Source organism: Amycolatopsis sp. NPDC051373 (assembly GCF_040689465.1).
In the GTDB taxonomy this organism is placed as follows: domain Bacteria; phylum Actinomycetota; class Actinomycetes; order Mycobacteriales; family Pseudonocardiaceae; genus Amycolatopsis.
Map to the genome: position 1 here is coordinate 297,039 of NZ_JBFBAE010000011.1, position 14,185 is coordinate 311,223.

General features: G+C 70.0%; 17 protein-coding genes and 1 riboswitch. Of the genes, 9 read left to right on the forward strand and 8 right to left on the reverse strand.

The features are described 5' to 3' along the window. Positions 1–105 precede the first annotated feature (105 nt). The 3 genes from garA (at position 106) to AB0383_RS22675 (ending at position 2,018) form a co-directional block, all read left to right on the forward strand. Positions 106–573: a glycogen accumulation regulator GarA gene (gene garA / locus AB0383_RS22665; RefSeq protein WP_033287853.1), complete on the forward strand. Its 468-nt coding sequence runs from the start codon at positions 106–108 to the stop codon at positions 571–573. Beyond that, the gene (locus tag AB0383_RS22670) at positions 570–1,328 is read left to right on the forward strand and encodes a MerR family transcriptional regulator (protein WP_364170786.1); all 759 of its coding nucleotides are present in this window, start codon (positions 570–572) and stop codon (positions 1,326–1,328) included. Before garA ends, AB0383_RS22670 begins: the two co-directional genes overlap by 4 nt. 216 nt (positions 1,329–1,544) lie before the next feature. Beyond that, on the forward strand, positions 1,545–2,018 hold the full coding sequence (locus tag AB0383_RS22675; RefSeq protein ID WP_009078856.1) for a bifunctional nuclease family protein: 474 nt from the start codon (positions 1,545–1,547) through the stop codon (positions 2,016–2,018). A 61-nt stretch (positions 2,019–2,079) separates the two neighbouring features. Here the strand turns inward: AB0383_RS22675 and AB0383_RS22680 are convergent, their stop codons facing one another. Then, entirely contained in the window at positions 2,080–2,715 is a 636-nt protein-coding gene (locus tag AB0383_RS22680; RefSeq protein ID WP_366188438.1) for a TetR/AcrR family transcriptional regulator, read from the reverse strand. Positions 2,716–2,972: 257 nt separating this feature from the next. On the opposite strand from AB0383_RS22680, the gene AB0383_RS22685 reads away from it, so the two are divergent. After that, complete coding sequence (locus AB0383_RS22685) at positions 2,973–3,554, forward strand: MerR family transcriptional regulator (RefSeq protein WP_364170783.1); 582 nt, start codon at positions 2,973–2,975, stop codon at positions 3,552–3,554. Positions 3,555–3,595: 41 nt separating this feature from the next. Beyond that, positions 3,596–3,696: riboswitch (glycine riboswitch) on the forward strand. 332 nt (positions 3,697–4,028) lie between these two features. Here the strand turns inward: AB0383_RS22685 and AB0383_RS22690 are convergent. Then, on the reverse strand, positions 4,029–4,391 hold the full coding sequence (locus AB0383_RS22690; protein WP_366188439.1) for a nuclear transport factor 2 family protein: 363 nt from the start codon (positions 4,389–4,391) through the stop codon (positions 4,029–4,031). 180 nt (positions 4,392–4,571) lie between these two features. Here AB0383_RS22690 and AB0383_RS22695 point away from each other — a divergent pair, with 180 nt between their 5' ends. Together AB0383_RS22695 and AB0383_RS22700 are read left to right on the forward strand one after the other, a co-directional pair. Next, a complete protein-coding gene (locus AB0383_RS22695; protein WP_366188440.1) occupies positions 4,572–5,381 on the forward strand; it encodes a helix-turn-helix transcriptional regulator in 810 nt (269 codons plus the stop codon). Between the two features lie 102 nt (positions 5,382–5,483). Then, entirely contained in the window at positions 5,484–6,308 is an 825-nt protein-coding gene (locus AB0383_RS22700) for an aldo/keto reductase (RefSeq protein WP_366188441.1), read from the forward strand. An 80-nt stretch (positions 6,309–6,388) separates the two neighbouring features. Here the strand turns inward: AB0383_RS22700 and AB0383_RS22705 are convergent, their stop codons facing one another. The 6 genes from AB0383_RS22705 to AB0383_RS22730 form a co-directional block, all read right to left on the reverse strand. After that, the gene (locus tag AB0383_RS22705; protein ID WP_366188442.1) at positions 6,389–7,090 is read right to left on the reverse strand and encodes a hypothetical protein; all 702 of its coding nucleotides are present in this window, start codon (positions 7,088–7,090) and stop codon (positions 6,389–6,391) included. Between the two features lie 118 nt (positions 7,091–7,208). Further along, positions 7,209–8,090, reverse strand: coding sequence for a 3-methyladenine DNA glycosylase (locus AB0383_RS22710; RefSeq protein WP_366188443.1), 882 nt, complete (start codon positions 8,088–8,090; stop codon positions 7,209–7,211). Beyond that, positions 8,087–9,130 carry a hemolysin family protein gene (locus AB0383_RS22715; protein WP_366188444.1) on the reverse strand — a complete coding sequence of 348 codons (1,044 nt, stop codon included), beginning with the start codon at positions 9,128–9,130 and terminating at the stop codon, positions 8,087–8,089. The genes AB0383_RS22710 and AB0383_RS22715 overlap by 4 nt, the downstream gene beginning before the upstream one ends. Continuing rightward, positions 9,127–10,542: a hemolysin family protein gene (locus AB0383_RS22720; protein ID WP_366188445.1), complete on the reverse strand. Its 1,416-nt coding sequence runs from the start codon at positions 10,540–10,542 to the stop codon at positions 9,127–9,129. The genes AB0383_RS22715 and AB0383_RS22720 overlap by 4 nt, the downstream gene beginning before the upstream one ends. 208 nt (positions 10,543–10,750) lie before the next feature. Next, positions 10,751–11,332: a TIGR03086 family metal-binding protein gene (locus AB0383_RS22725; RefSeq protein ID WP_364170771.1), complete on the reverse strand. Its 582-nt coding sequence runs from the start codon at positions 11,330–11,332 to the stop codon at positions 10,751–10,753. A gap of 28 nt (positions 11,333–11,360) precedes the next feature. Then, positions 11,361–11,948, reverse strand: a complete 588-nt coding sequence (locus AB0383_RS22730) for a helix-turn-helix domain-containing protein (RefSeq protein WP_364170769.1) — start codon at positions 11,946–11,948, stop codon at positions 11,361–11,363. Positions 11,949–12,132: 184 nt separating this feature from the next. Between AB0383_RS22730 and AB0383_RS22735 the strand changes: the two genes are divergently transcribed. From AB0383_RS22735 to AB0383_RS22745, 3 genes are read left to right on the forward strand one after another with little or no spacing between them, the layout of a single operon-like run. Continuing rightward, positions 12,133–12,522: a hypothetical protein gene (locus AB0383_RS22735; RefSeq protein ID WP_364170767.1), complete on the forward strand. Its 390-nt coding sequence runs from the start codon at positions 12,133–12,135 to the stop codon at positions 12,520–12,522. Between the two features lie 41 nt (positions 12,523–12,563). Next, positions 12,564–13,142, forward strand: a complete 579-nt coding sequence (locus AB0383_RS22740; protein ID WP_366188446.1) for a DUF3558 domain-containing protein — start codon at positions 12,564–12,566, stop codon at positions 13,140–13,142. Next, the gene (locus AB0383_RS22745) at positions 13,143–14,144 is read left to right on the forward strand and encodes a WXG100 family type VII secretion target (protein ID WP_366188447.1); all 1,002 of its coding nucleotides are present in this window, start codon (positions 13,143–13,145) and stop codon (positions 14,142–14,144) included. Positions 14,145–14,185 lie beyond the last annotated feature (41 nt).

The window sequence follows — 14,185 nt, forward strand, 5'->3', positions numbered from 1 at the left end:
GCCCGCCCAAGGGGGAGCCCCGGGGTTCCGAACCGATCAGGCACGGTACGTTGGCAGCTACACGTTCTTGGTCATAGGCAACATTGTGTGTAGAGGAGAGCTCAGGTGAGCACGAACGACGGGCCCGGCGTTCCCCCGGAGCAGTCTCCGGAGCGGACCTCTGTCTTCCGGGCCGACTTCCTGGCCGACGTCGAAGGCCAGGAGTCCGCACCGGCCGCCGAGGCACCGGTGCAGGGCGTCGACGCCCTGCCGCCGGGTTCCGCCCTCCTGGTCGTGAAGCGGGGCCCCAACGCGGGGTCGCGCTTCCTGCTGGACCGCGACACCACCAGCGCGGGCCGGCACCCCGACAGCGACATCTTTCTCGACGACGTCACCGTTTCCCGCCGGCACGCCGAGTTCCGGCGTGAAGGCGGGGAGTTCGTGGTGATCGACGTCGGCAGCCTGAACGGCACCTACGTCAACCGCGAGCCGGTCGATCAGGCCGTGCTGGCGGGCGGCGACGAGGTGCAGATCGGGAAGTTCCGCCTCGTCTTCCTGACGGGCCCGGGGCACGGGGGCCAGGGGGCACAGTGACGGCGGCCGGGCAGCCCGGTCGTTCGGAGGCCCGGCGCGACGGGTTGAGCATCGGGGCGGTCCTGGCGCAGCTGCGCGGCGACTTCCCCGATGTCACCATCTCCAAGATCCGGTTCCTCGAGGCGGAAGGCCTGGTCCGGCCGGGCCGCACGCCCTCGGGGTACCGGCAGTTCGCCCCGGCGGACGTGGAGCGGCTTCGCTTTGTGCTGTCCGCGCAGCGGGACCACTACCTCCCGCTCAAGGTCATCAAGGAACAGCTGGACGCGGCGGACTCCGGAGCGGAGCCCGCCGCGGCCGCTCCGCGTCTGCCCCGCAGGCTGGTGTCGCTCGACCCGGCCGACGCCGGCGGGCTGCCCGACGCCGACGACTTCGAGACCGGTCCCGAGATCCGGCTGACGCAGGAGGAGCTGCTGGCGCAAGCCGGCATCACCGCCGCGACGCTCACCGAGCTGCAGCAGTACGGGCTCGTGCGGCCGGGCGCGGCGGGGTTCTTCGGCCCCGACGCGGTGCTGATCGCGCGCACGGTGAAGGCGATGACCGAATTCGGTATCGAGCCGAGACATCTGCGTGCCTTCCGCGCCGCGGCCGACCGCGAAGTCGGCTTGCTGGAGCAGATCGTGACCCCCGTGTATCGCCACCGTGACGAGGACGCGAAAGCGAGGGCCGACGAGGTGGTCCGCGAGCTCGCCGCGCTGTCCGTCACGCTCCACACGCTCCTCGTGAAAGCGGGGATCCGGGGAGTCACCGGGGGTTGAACCGGACGTAACGGGCCGAACACCGGTGTGCGTCACATGTCAATGACTGAATGTTCGGGACCGTATGCCGTACCGTGAGAGACGGTTTGCGGTGCAGTGAACCGAGAATGTCCGCCACTAGCGAGCACAGCGCCCGAATGACGGGTAGCGTCGGACCCAACGGCGCGAGTACGTCGAGCGCTGCAGCCCGTGTGCACGAGAGGGAGGCGAAACCCGATGAGCGAGATGCGCGTCGTCGGTGTGCGGGTGGAGCTGCCCGCCAATCAGCCGATCTTGTTGCTGCGGGAAACCGAGGGCGAGCGCTACCTGCCGATCTGGATCGGCTCGGTCGAGGCCACCGCCATCGCCTTGGAGCAGCAGGGAGTACGACCCGCCCGGCCACTGACCCACGACCTCCTCAAAGAGGTCATCGGGGCACTCGGCCGCGAGCTGGAGCAGGTCGTGATCACGGACCTGAAGGAAGGCACCTTCTTCGCCGAGCTCGTCTTCGACGGCGACATCCGGGTGTCCGCGCGCCCCAGCGACTCGGTCGCGCTGGCGCTGCGGATCGGGGTCCCCATCCACGCCGTGGACGCGGTGCTGGAAGAGGCGGGCCTGATCATCCCGGACGAGCAGGAGGACGAGGTCGAGAAGTTCCGCGAGTTCCTCGACTCCGTGTCCCCCGAAGACTTCCGCGGCGCCGACACCTGAGCCGCCGGCGGCGGGAACTCGGTCGCACACCGCGTTCCCGCCTTGCTTTCGGGTGGCGCTGTCACCGCTTCGGAGCGGTCGCCCGCTCGAAGAGGTCGGCGATTTCCCGCCCGTAGCGGTCAAGGTCGGTCGACGGATCGGCCGCATAGGCTGTTGCCACCCCGTCGATGGCCTGTGCGATCGACATCGCCATCACCTCCGGCGAGAACTCTCCGAACACCCCCCCGTCCTGACCCTGCTTGAGCTGGCGCTGCACGCCGCCCACCCGCAGCTGGCCCACGAGCACCGAGGTCATCGCCCAGCCGTCCGCGTCGTCGGCGTTCGCCGAGAGCTCCGCGAGCACCCGGACGCATTCCGGGTAGTCGCGCAGGAACGCCACCGACGTCTCGATGTGGGCCCGCAGGTTGCCCGGCCGGTCGCCGGGGTCGAGGTCCTTGCTGCGCTCCTGCAGGAACATCGCCTTCGTCTCGGACACCGTGCTCAGCACGGCCTGCATGAGCCCGGCCTTGTTCGTGAAGTGGTAGGAGATCATGCGCGTGCTGCTCAGCCCCGCGCGTTCCTTGATCTTGGCGAAGGTGGTGCGCGCGTAGCCGTGGTCGGCGATCGTGGCGATGGTCGCCGCGATGATCTGCGCCCGGGTCGTCGCCTCCGTGACGCTCAGCCCGAGCTCTGCTTGCGTGTCGAAGTTTACTCGCATGAGTAATAAGTTACTCAACTGAGTAATAAGTGTCAAACCCGTACGACGAACGGACCAAAGGCTCAAGACGAGCTTGAGGTGCGCCGCGCGTCGCGTTGACCGGCCCGCGGCGCGGCCTTACCGTCGAAGGCGGTAAATCGCCACGATGTGATTCTCCGACCGGAGCACGATCGTGGCGGTTCTCCCCGGCCGATCCCGCTCCTGGGCTCGACCGGCTGTCATTCGCCGGCCGCCAGGTCGGGCGAGGGGAGGCTTGCGTGGTCGAGGCTGGTAGTCCGGAGAGGCCGCCCGTTCGTGCCGCCGATGGCGAGCAGGGTGAGCTGTTCCCCGACTCCTCCCTTCCGGACGAGCTCGTGGGGTACCGCGGTCCCGCCGCGTGCCAGATCGCGGGGATCACGTACCGCCAACTCGACTATTGGGCACGGACGAAGCTGGTCGCGCCGAGCATCCGCACCGCGCACGGTTCGGGCTCGCAGCGGCTGTACTCGTTCAAGGACATCCTCGTCCTGAAGGTCGTGAAGCGGCTGCTGGACACCGGGGTCTCGCTGCAGAACATCCGGGTCGCGGTGGAGCACCTGCGCGTGCGCGGCGTGCGCGACCTCGCGAAGGTCACCCTGTTCTCCGACGGCACCACGGTGTACGAGTGCACCTCGCCCGAAGAGATCGTGGATCTGCTCCAGGGCGGGCAGGGCGTGTTCGGTATCGCCGTGAGCGGCGCGATGCAGGAGATCAGCGGCACGATCCACGAGTTCCCCGCCGAACGTGCCGACGGCGGCGTGATCGAATCGGTCGTCCCGGACGAACTCACCCAGCGCCGCAACTCCCGCCGCACCGGGTGATCACCGCCCGCGAGAGCAAGGTAAACTGAGCGCGCGGTCGACGAACCCGCGCGGGAGAGACCGAGCCGGCATCCACGAGCTCGGCGCCGAAGGAGCAAGTCCTCCCCGGAACCTCTCAGGCACCCTGGACCGCGCGGACGAGACGCCTCTGGAAAGTGGGCCCGCTGGACACCGCCAGCCGGTTCCGCCGACGGTGCAAACCCGGGTATCCACGCGGGTGAAACTCTCAGGCGCCCCATGGGGTACGGACAGAGTGGGGAGGGCCTCGGACCCGGTGTTCATCGGGTCCGGGCCGGATGGTTCAGACCTCCACACCATTGCCGGGCAGTGCTTCACTGGGGTCCGAGCCTCGTGTGGCCGCCGGATTTCGCGCCGCCGGCACGCGGTCTTGTGTAAACGTTTCATCGGCCGTCCACTGTGGAGCAACGGCGGACCCGCCCGATCGCGAGTCCGCCGCGCTCGTGCCCCACGACCTCAGCCCGGGATCTTGTCCAGGAACCCGTGCACCTTGGCGATCCGGCCGTCGGCCAGCTCGACGACGTCGAACCCGATGGCGATCGGCTCGTCGGCACCCGGCGCCGTGAGGTACCACTGGAACCGCGCGAGGTCGTGGTGGGCGTCGGGGGCCTTCGGGAGGCTGAAGGTCAGCCCGGCGAACTGCGCCTGCGCGCCGCCGATGAACCCGTCGATGCCGTCGTGGCCGGTCACCGAGCCCAGGGGATCGGTCATGGACGCGTCGGGGGTGAAAACCTCGGCGACGAGAGCACGCCGGCGCTCGACGTCGGTCTCGTTCCAGATCGCGATGTACTGCTCGACAGTGCTCGTCACGTCGGACACGGGGAAACTCCCTTTGCTTGGCGGACAACGGGTTCGCCGTCCTGATGCCACCAACACTGCTGGGCCCGGCGCGGTTCGTCGATTACGCCGGAGGTAACGGCCGCACCCGTTCACGCGTTCCGCCGGCGATTACCCGCGAGGTAATGGCCTGAGTGCGGGCGGACCCGTAGCGTCTTGGGCGTGACGACTTCGGTGAAGGCCCCCGCACGACGCGCGGTCGGCGAGCTCCTGCGGGAGTGGCGCGACCGGCGCCGCATCAGCCAGCTCGACCTCGCGATCGCCGCGGACATCTCCACGCGGCACCTGAGCTTCGTCGAGACCGGCCGCTCTAAGCCGAGCCGGGAGATGGTGCTGCGCCTCGGCGAGCACCTCGAAGTGCCGCTGCGCGAACGCAACCGCCTGCTGCTGGCCGCCGGCTACGCCCCCGCGTACGGCGAGACCGAGCTGGGTGCGCCGGAGCTGACGGCTGTGCGCGACGCCGTCCGGCTGCTGCTCACCGGCCACGAGCCGTATCCCGCGGCCGTGGTCGACCGCGGCTGGAACCTCGTCGACGCCAACACGAGCCTCGGCGTGCTCATCGAGGGCGTGGCGCCACAGCTGCTGGCACCGCCGGTGAACGTCCTGCGCGCGACCCTGCACCCCGACGGCATGGCCCCGAACGTACTGAACCTGGGGGAGTGGCGGGCCCACCTGCTGGGCCGCCTGCGCCGCCAGGTCGAGCAGACGGCCGACGCGGGGCTCGCCGAGCTGCTGGCGGAGCTGCGGGCGTATCCGTGCGACCAGCCGGTACCCGAGGTCGAGGTCCCTGGGCCGGGCGACATCTTCGTCCCGCTGCGCTATCGCCACCGCGGCACGGAGCTCACGTTCTTCAGCACGGTCGCGACCTTCGGCACCCCGCTCGACGTGACGGTCGCCGAGCTGGTCATCGAGTCCTTCTACCCGGCGAACCCGGAGACGGCCGAGTACCTGCGCGCCCAGGCGAGCGCCTGAGCCGGCCCGCTCGATCGTGGGGCGGGGTGACGAGCCCTTGAGCCGGGGGAGTGGAAGGATCGAAGAGGTCACCCCAGGACACCGCAGTGAGGATCCGCCTTCATGGCCAAGCCGCCCCTGCTCACCCTGAACAACTCCGTCACCATCCCGCAGCTCGGCTTCGGCGTCTACCAGGTCCGCGCCGCGCAGGCCGGGAAGGTGATCGGCGCCGCGATCGAAGCGGGTTACCGCAGCATCGACACCGCCGCGATGTACGGCAACGAAACCGAGGTCGGCGAAGCGATCCGCGCTTCGGGCCTGCCCCGGGACGAATTCTTCGTGACCACGAAGCTGTGGAACGACCAGCACGGGTACGACAACGCGTTGCGCGCCTTCGACCACAGCGCCGCCGCGCTCGGACTGGAGCAGATCGACCTGTTCCTCATCCATTGGCCGCAGCCGCGCCGCGACCGCTACGTGGAGACCTGGCGGGCGCTGGAGCAGCTCTACCAGGGCGGGCGCGTGCGAGCGATCGGTGTGTCGAACTTCGGCATCACGCATCTGCGCCGGCTGCTCGACGAGACCGACGTGGTCCCGGCCGTGAACCAAGTCGAGCTGCACCCGTGGCTGCAGCAGCTGCCGCTGCGCACGTTCCACGCCGAGCACGGCATCGCCACGGAGGCCTGGAGCCCGCTCGCGCGGGGCCGGCTGCTGGGCGACCGCGTGATCACGGCGCTCGCGGCCAAGTACGGCAAGACGCCCGCCCAGCTCGTGCTGCGCTGGCACCTCCAGATGGGCACGATCGCCATCCCGAAGTCGGCGACGACGGCGCGGATCCGGGAGAACTTCGCCGTGTTCGACTTCGAGCTCGCCGACGACGACCTCGCGGCCCTGGCCGAGCTCGACAACGGCACCCGTACGGGCGCCGACCCCGACACCTTCGGCTGAGTCACGCCGCCCGGCGAACGGAAACGGCCGGCCCCCGGAGTTCCGGGACCGGCCGTTTCGGCGCTTTCGGCTGACGCGGCTCAGGACGCCCGGATGCCGGCGGCCGCGAAGTCGGCCAGCTGGGCGGGCTCCTTGAGGTACGCGCGGAAGCTCTGCGTGGCGCGCTGCTGGTTCTCGTCGGTGGTGGTGCCGCCGACGGACGACCCCGCGAGGCCCACGAACGGATAATCGGCCGGCGGACCCGAGCCGATCGGCATCGCCGGCGAGCCGATGAGCTCGGGCTTGGCGTCGGTCAGCTGCGTGACCCAGTACGACGACTCGGGGACCCAGCCGTCGGGCAGGCCGCCGATGGTCGAGAGGTCGGTTTTGCCCGTCAGCGCGTCGAGCACCTGCGACGACGACTTGGTCGTGACGTTGACCTGGAAGCAGGCGCCGTGCACCGGGGTCAGATCGGCGTCCCAGCGGCTCGCGGCGGCCTCGACGGGCTTCGCGATCTGCGGGGTGACGACGAGCTTGATGGTGGTCCGGTTCCCGCCGCAGCTGGCGGCCTGGGCCTCGGCGCGGTTGTTGAGCACGCTGTCGGCCCAGTTCCAGCCGAAGACGCCGAGTGCGACCAGGACGACGAGCCCGGCACACGCGATGGGCCACTTGGCGATCCGGCGGCGCGGGGCCTTCGCGGCGACGATCCGGTGTGAGCCCGTCGTCTCGCTGCGGCCTTGCTGGCGCTTCGGCGGATCGAGAGGGTGCGGCACCGGCTCTTCGGCCAGTGTGTGTCGCCCCATCGTTGTCCTTTCGAGATGTGCGCACACGCGCTGCTATGCAATCAAACCGTTATCACTCTAACAGGTTAGCGACCCTCGGTGAATATTGTGACTCAGAGTTGCACGGTCTGTACACAATTCACCAAGTGCCGCCGAGCAGGTGACGGCAGAGCGCGATGAGCCGAGCCCGCAGCGGCGCCGCCCGGCGCGCGAAGCCGCCTTGCGCGCGGGCGTACTCGGCCCGCCCTTCGGGCGTCTCGATGCGCACAGGAGAGTAGCCGTAGGCCAAAAGGTCGTACGGGCTGGCCCGCATGTCGAGCTCGCGGACGTCGGCCGCGAGTTCGAAGCAGTCGGCCACCAGCTCCGCCGGGACGAACGGGTCGAGCTTGTACGCCCATTTGAAGAGGTCCATGTTCGCGTGCAGGCACCCCGGCTGCTCAAGCTCGACCTGGTTCTCGCGGACCGGCTCGAGGGTGTTGCGCGGCCGTGCCGGGTCGGTGAAGAACCGGAACGCGTCGTAGTGCCCGCAGCGGATCTCGAGCGATTCGACCACCATGTCCGTGCCGGCCGAGCCGAGCCGCAGCGGCACCTGCGAGTGCCGCACGGAGTCGGCCGGCTCGCGGTACACCATGGCCCACTCGTGCAGGCCGAAGCAGCTCAACCGCGGGGAACGGCTCGCCGTGGCTTCCAGCAGCCGCAGCACGAACTCCGCCGTCCGGACCCGGCGTTCGGTGAAGGCGGCCGGGTCGAGCGCCACGCCGGCGGCCGTCTCGACGAAGGCCGGCCGGTCGAGGAAGCGCCGCGCGGCCGGTCCGGCGAGCACCACGCCCGGGCCCGGCTGCCAGCGTTCGAGGTGCCCGGGCCGGTACGAGTAGTACGTGAACAGGAAGTCGAGCACGGGGTGCTTCTCATCCCGCGCCCGGCGTTCCTGGTGCGGCACGGTCCACGCGCGCATGCGCTCGACGTGCCGGGCCTGACGTGCCTGCCATTCCGGTTCCGCGAGGACGAGCGGCCCGGTCATGCCGTCACGTGCGTGCCGTCGCGCACGGTGCCCACGTACTCCTCGACGAGGTCCTCCAGCGCGACGACACCCACGGCCTTGCCGGCGGCGTCGAGCGCCCGTGCGAGGTGGCTGCCTTCCTTGCGCATGGCCGAAAGCGCGACGTCGAGGCGTGCGTCGGCGCGCAGCTCCGTGAGCGGCCGGGTCTTCGAGTCCGGCACGCTGGTGTCCGGGCTCTGGCCGACGAGGTCGAGCACGTCCTTCACATGGATGTAGCCGGTGAGCGTGCCGTCGTCGGTGCAGACCGGGAACCGCGAGAACCCGGTCGAGGACACCGCGCGTTCCACGTCACCGAGCGTCGGTCCACAAGGGAGGGTGGTCAGCTGCGCGGTGGGCACGAGCACGTCGGACACGGTCTTCGCGACCGACGACAACGTCTGCGAAAGCCGTTGGTGCTCCGACTGTTCGAGCAGTCCCTCGCGCCGCGACTCACTGAGCAGCTCGGCCAGCTCGTCGGAGGTGTAGGCCGTTTCCAGCTCGTCCTTCGGCTCCACCTTCACCACGCGCAGGAACGAGTTCGCCACGAGGTTGAGGAACCAGATCACGGGGTTCGCGAGCTTCACCCACGCCACGTGCGCGGGCACCAGCCACAGCGCCAGCCGTTCGGGCTCGGCGATGGCGAGGTTCTTCGGCACCATCTCGCCGATCAGCACGTGGAGCATCGTGATGAACGCCAGCGCGATCGCGAACGAGATCGGGTGCAGCAGCTGTTCGGGCAGGTTGAGCAGGTCGAAGAACCCCGAAAGCCGGTGCGCCACAGCGGGTTCGCCCAGCCGGCCGAGCAGCAGCGAGCAGATGGTGATGCCCAGCTGCGCGCCCGCGAGCATCCGCGAGACGTGCCTGCTCGCGTTGATCACGATCCGCGCGCGCGTCTTTCCCTGCTCCAGCAACGCTTCCAGGCGGTCGCGCCGCGAGGAGATCAGGGTGAACTCGGCGCCGACGAAAAACGCGTTGGCGAGCAGCAGCACCACGACCAGGGCGATGTTCAGCCAGTCGTTCACGCGACCACCTCACGTTCGGTGACCGGCTGCGGCGCGGCGTTGGGCTCTGGTGCGGCGGCCGGGTCCTGGCCGGCGTTCTCGTCGGTGTTCCGGCCCGGCCCGGGTTCCACGGGCCGCACCTCGACCTCGGCGATGCGGTGGCGGTCCATGCTCGTGACGGTGAGGCGCCAGCCGTCGACGACGGCGGCGTCGCCCTCGGCGGGGATGCGGCCGAGGCGTTCGAGGATGAGGCCGGCGATCGTCTCGTAGTCGCCGTCGGGCATGCGGAAGCCGGTGACCTCGCTGACCTCGTCGGAGCGCAGCTGGCCCGACACGAGCCAGCTGTCCGAGCCGACCTGCTGCGACGCCGGGGCTTCGCGGTCGTCGTGCTCGTCGCGGACGTCGCCGATGATCTCCTCGACCACGTCCTCCAGCGTCACCAGCCCGGCCGTGCCGCCGTACTCGTCGACGACGATGGCGAGCTGGTAGCGGGAGTCGCGCAGGCGGTTGAGCAGATCGTCGCCCGAGAGCGACTCGGGCAACGTCGGCACCGGGCGCATGACCGAGCCGATGCGCACGGTGGCGCGCTCGTCGCCGGGCACGGCGAAGGCCTGCTTCACGTGCACAGCGCCCTGCACGTCGTCGAGGTCTTCGCGGTAGACGGGAAAACGCGAGAAGCCGGTGCGGCGCGAGATCTCGATGAGGTCGTTGATCGTGTCGTCCACGGTCAGCGACTCGACCTGCACGCGCGGGGTCATGAGCTCGTCGGCGGTGCGCTCGCCGAAGCGCAGCGAACGGTCCAGCAGCTCGGCCGTGGACGTGTCGAGCTTCCCGCTCTCGGCGCTGGAGCGCACGATCGAGCCGAGCTCCTGCGGCGAGCGCGCGGACCGCAGCTCTTCCTGCGGCTCGACGCCGAACTTGCGCACCACGAAGTTGGCGCTGTTGTTCATGAGCGTGATGAGCCAGCGGAACAGCGCGGAGAACCGCGAGTGGTAGCCGCTCACCGCGCGGGCGGTCCGCAGCGGGCGCGCGATCGCGATGTTCTTCGGCACCATCTCGCCGAGGATCATCGACAGGAACGTGGCCAGCACCAGCGCGACGGCGATCGAAGCGCCGGTCGCGACGGCCTCGGACAGGCCGAACGCGTCGAAGACCGGCCGGACGAGCTCGCCGATGAGCGGCTCGGCGAGATAACCGGTGATCAGCGTGGTGAGGGTGATCGCGACCTGGGCACCCGAGAGCTGGAAGCTCAACGTGCGGTGCGCCTTCTGCACCGCGAGCGAGCGGCGGTCGCCCACCTGGCGCACGTCGGCGTCGACGGTGCTGCGCTCGAGGGCGGTCAGCGAGAACTCGGCGGCGACGGCGAGGCCGGTGCCGATCGTGAGGAGGATGAAGACCAGCACACCGGCCACGGAGAGCAGGACGTGGGTCATGCCGCACCGTCCGGGACGCGAGAGGGAGCGGTGGAGGCTAGCGGGCAGCCGGGTTGTCGACCCGGCCCGGTACTGTCACCGGGCGATTGCGCGGCGCGCACGTGTGGAGTCACTCCTAGCAAGGGAATCGGCTTGTACTGCGACGATGCCGACAATCTTAACGTGCTCCGAACGCCGGACGGGTGACAGCCGGGTGAAGCGGTGTGGCTCAGCGCGGCTGCCGGCCCAGGAGCGCCACGAGCCGCGTCGCGTCGTCCGCGGAGCGACCGACCGCGACCGGCGGCTCGAACAGGCCGATGCCCTGCCAGTCGTCGACCCATGGACGCACGACCTCGAGCAGGCGGGCGGCCAGGTCCGCCGGGATGGGGTTCGGCTTGCCCAGTGCCATCGCGAGGTCCCAGGCGTGCACGGCGAAGTCGATGGACATCTGCCAGCCGTACTCCTCGGCCGGGATCAGCCCGAAGGAGACGTGGACGGTGCGCTGCGGCACGCCCGGCACCAGCCACGCCTCGCGCGCCGTGGCCGCCGAGGTCTCCCAGGCGGCGACGGGATCGTCGCCGAGCCGGTCGCCGTCGAAGCGGTCGCCGACGTCGTCGAGGGTGGCGCCGTCGAGCAGCGGTGGGACCCACAGCTGTTCGACGACGAGGTGGTTCACGAGGTCGCGCACGGACCAGTCGGCGCACGGGGTGTCGCGGCCCCAGTCACCGGGTCCGATCTCGTGCACGGCCCGGTCGAAGAGGGCGAGGGACTGTCCGTGCGCGTCGAGGAACTCCACGGGCACATTCAACACGAAAGTGACCGCGCCGCAGTGTGAACACCTAGCGGATGGTCCCGGGCCGGTGGCGCCGGACGGTCTCCTCGACCAGGTCGAGCACGGGGCCGAGGTCGTCGCCGGGCAGTCCCATCGCGAGGTGGGAGACCAGCCCTTCGAGCACCAGCTCGAGGAACGCGGTGAGCACGTCCACGTCCACGTCGTCGCGCAGGTTGCCGGCCTCGCGCTGGCGCATGAGCCGTTCGCGCGTCGCGGTGGTCAGCTGCTCGGAGCGCTCGGCCCAGCGGCCGCGGAACTCCGGGTCGGTGCGCAGCCGCCGCGACACCTCGAGCCGCGTGCCCAGCCAGTCGGCGGGGTGCTCGCTGTCGCCGGAGAGCAGCTCGCGCATGACCTGCACGAGGCCTTGTTCGGCGACGACGTCGGCCATCCGCACCGCGTCGTCCTCGGCGAGTGCGAGAAACAGCGATTCCTTGTCGCGGAAATGGTGGAAGATGGCCCCGCGGGACAGACCCGTGGCCTCCTCGAGGCGGCGGACTGTGGCACCCTCGTATCCGTACCGGGCGAAGCACACGCGCGAACCGTCGAGGATCTGGCGCCGGCGTGCGTCGAGGTGATCCTGGCTGACCCGTGGCATCCTGGAATCCTGACAGCTGGGACGGGGTTCTCGCAATCCGTACGTACGTACTGTGACCGCGAGTCGCCGGAACCGGCCCGTTTCCTTCTTCGTCTCACCGAGGCCACGTAATGCTGACACGGACATGGGCGATGACTACGCTGTGCGCCATCACGGTGAGTGAGACTGGGGAGAGGAACACGCCTTGATCATCGGCGAAGCGGGCCGCGCGGCCCAATCCGTCTTCGGCGACGTCTCCGGCCGTGGCCCCGTGTACGGCGGTGGGGGCGGTGGCACTTTCGAGATGGAGCCCGCGGAGCTCGACGCCGTGATCGGCCTGTGGGAAGACCAGCTGACGAAGATCACCGCGGACGGCCGCAAGATCGTGGACATCGTCACGGCGTTGAAAGCTCCCGGGACGGACCCCGCCAGCAGTGGTTACGCCACGACCGGTGGCGACTCGTTGCGCGCGCTGCAGGAGCAGAACGACTCGATGCGCCAGTACGTGCAGGGCTACGTCGCGAAGCTGAAGGCGGCGAAGGACAAGACCGTGGCGACCGACCAGGCGAACGCCGAGCTCGGCCGGGCACGATGAGCGGAACCAGCGCGAGGGCGGGGTGCGCCGCCCTCGTGGTCGTGGCCGCCCTGGTGGCGGGCGGGTGTTCGGCACCCACCGCGGGCGTCGCGCAGCCGGCTCCGAACAGTGCCTCCGGCACCGCCCCCGATTCCCGTGCGCCGAAGGTGACCGATCCCCTCGATCCGGCTGCGTACCTGGGCAAACCTTGCGCGCTCGTGCCGGAGAGCGTGCTGGCCCCGCTGCGCTATCCGGCGCAAGGCGAAGCAACGGTGAGCGGGCCGTTCGCCGAGGCGGGGCCGGGCTGTGGCTGGCAGATCGGTGCCGAAGGGCTCAGCGTCCAGATCATCATCGGCACGGGGAACCGCGACCAGGGGATGGGCGGCCTCGCCGGTATCTACCGCGCGAAGGACGCGGGGCAACTGGGCTTCGTGGACCCCGCTCCCTCGGTGGCCGGTCACCCCGCGGTGTTCAGCGATCTCAGCGACCGCAGGGCTCGCGGCAACTGCAACCTCTGGGTGGGTCTCTCGGACGACCTCGCCTTCGCCACGGCGGCCCAGGGCTATCAGGGCGAGCAGGATTCGTGCCAGGTCGCGGAAACCGTGGCCGGCGCCGTCGTCGGCACACTCAAGGGGGCTTAGGTGGACGGCAAGCAGATCTACGAGAACTTCAGAAACGGCAACACCTCGGGGCTGCGGACCGCGGCCACGCAGGTGCAGGAGCTGTCGTCGGCATACCTGGAGCGGGCGCAGAGCATCAAGGACCTGCAGGACCGCATGGCGAAGTCGTGGACGGGCAACGGCGCCGACGCCGCCAACGCGGGAGCGGGGCCGCTGGAGAAGGCGTTCGCGGACACGGCCGACCCGCTCGACATGACCAACGCGTCGGTGGAGATGCAGGCGAGCAGTTTCGAGGACTCGAGCCACGCCGTGGTCGAGGTGCCGCCGAAGCCGGACAAGCCGAGCCCGTGGACGACGGGGCTGAAGGCGGCGATCCCGATCGCGGGGCCGTTCATGGCGGCCCACGACCAGAACTCGTACCAGGACAAGCTGAACAAGTACAACGCCGCCAACGACACCAACGTGCGCGTGATGGACCAATACAACGGAGTCACCACGAGCACGAAGTCGGTGCTGCCGACGCAGTACGGCACGCTGGAGTCCGACGGCGCGGCGATCCGGCTGTCCACGCCGCCGCCGCCGGGGCACGTGAGCATTCCGGGGTCGCTCGGGAGCACCACGCCGGGCGGGACGACGGGGACCGGGACGGCCGGGCAGACCCCGGCCACCGGGTTCCACGGCACCGGCGAGCAGGTGATCACGGGCGGCCACACCGGCACCGGCCACACCGGCGGGACGGGCGGCACCGGGGGGACCGGCGGGACGGGTGGTACGCACCACCCGACGGACACGACCACCACGCAGAGCAGCACGGGCGGCACGAACACGGCGGTCCCGCCGGCCACGTCGACCTTGCCGGACCCGACCTCGAGCCGGGGCGGCACGGCGTTCGTCCCGGACTACCCCGGCCAGACCCCGACGGCCGGCCCGACCGGCGTCATCGGCGGCGACCCCGCGGGCGCCGCGGCCCGGGGCGCGCCCCGGCTCGACATGTCTGCACAAAAATCGCGAACTATCTCTTGATATGCACCATAAGAAATGGTTTCTTGTCATGACGCAGGTCA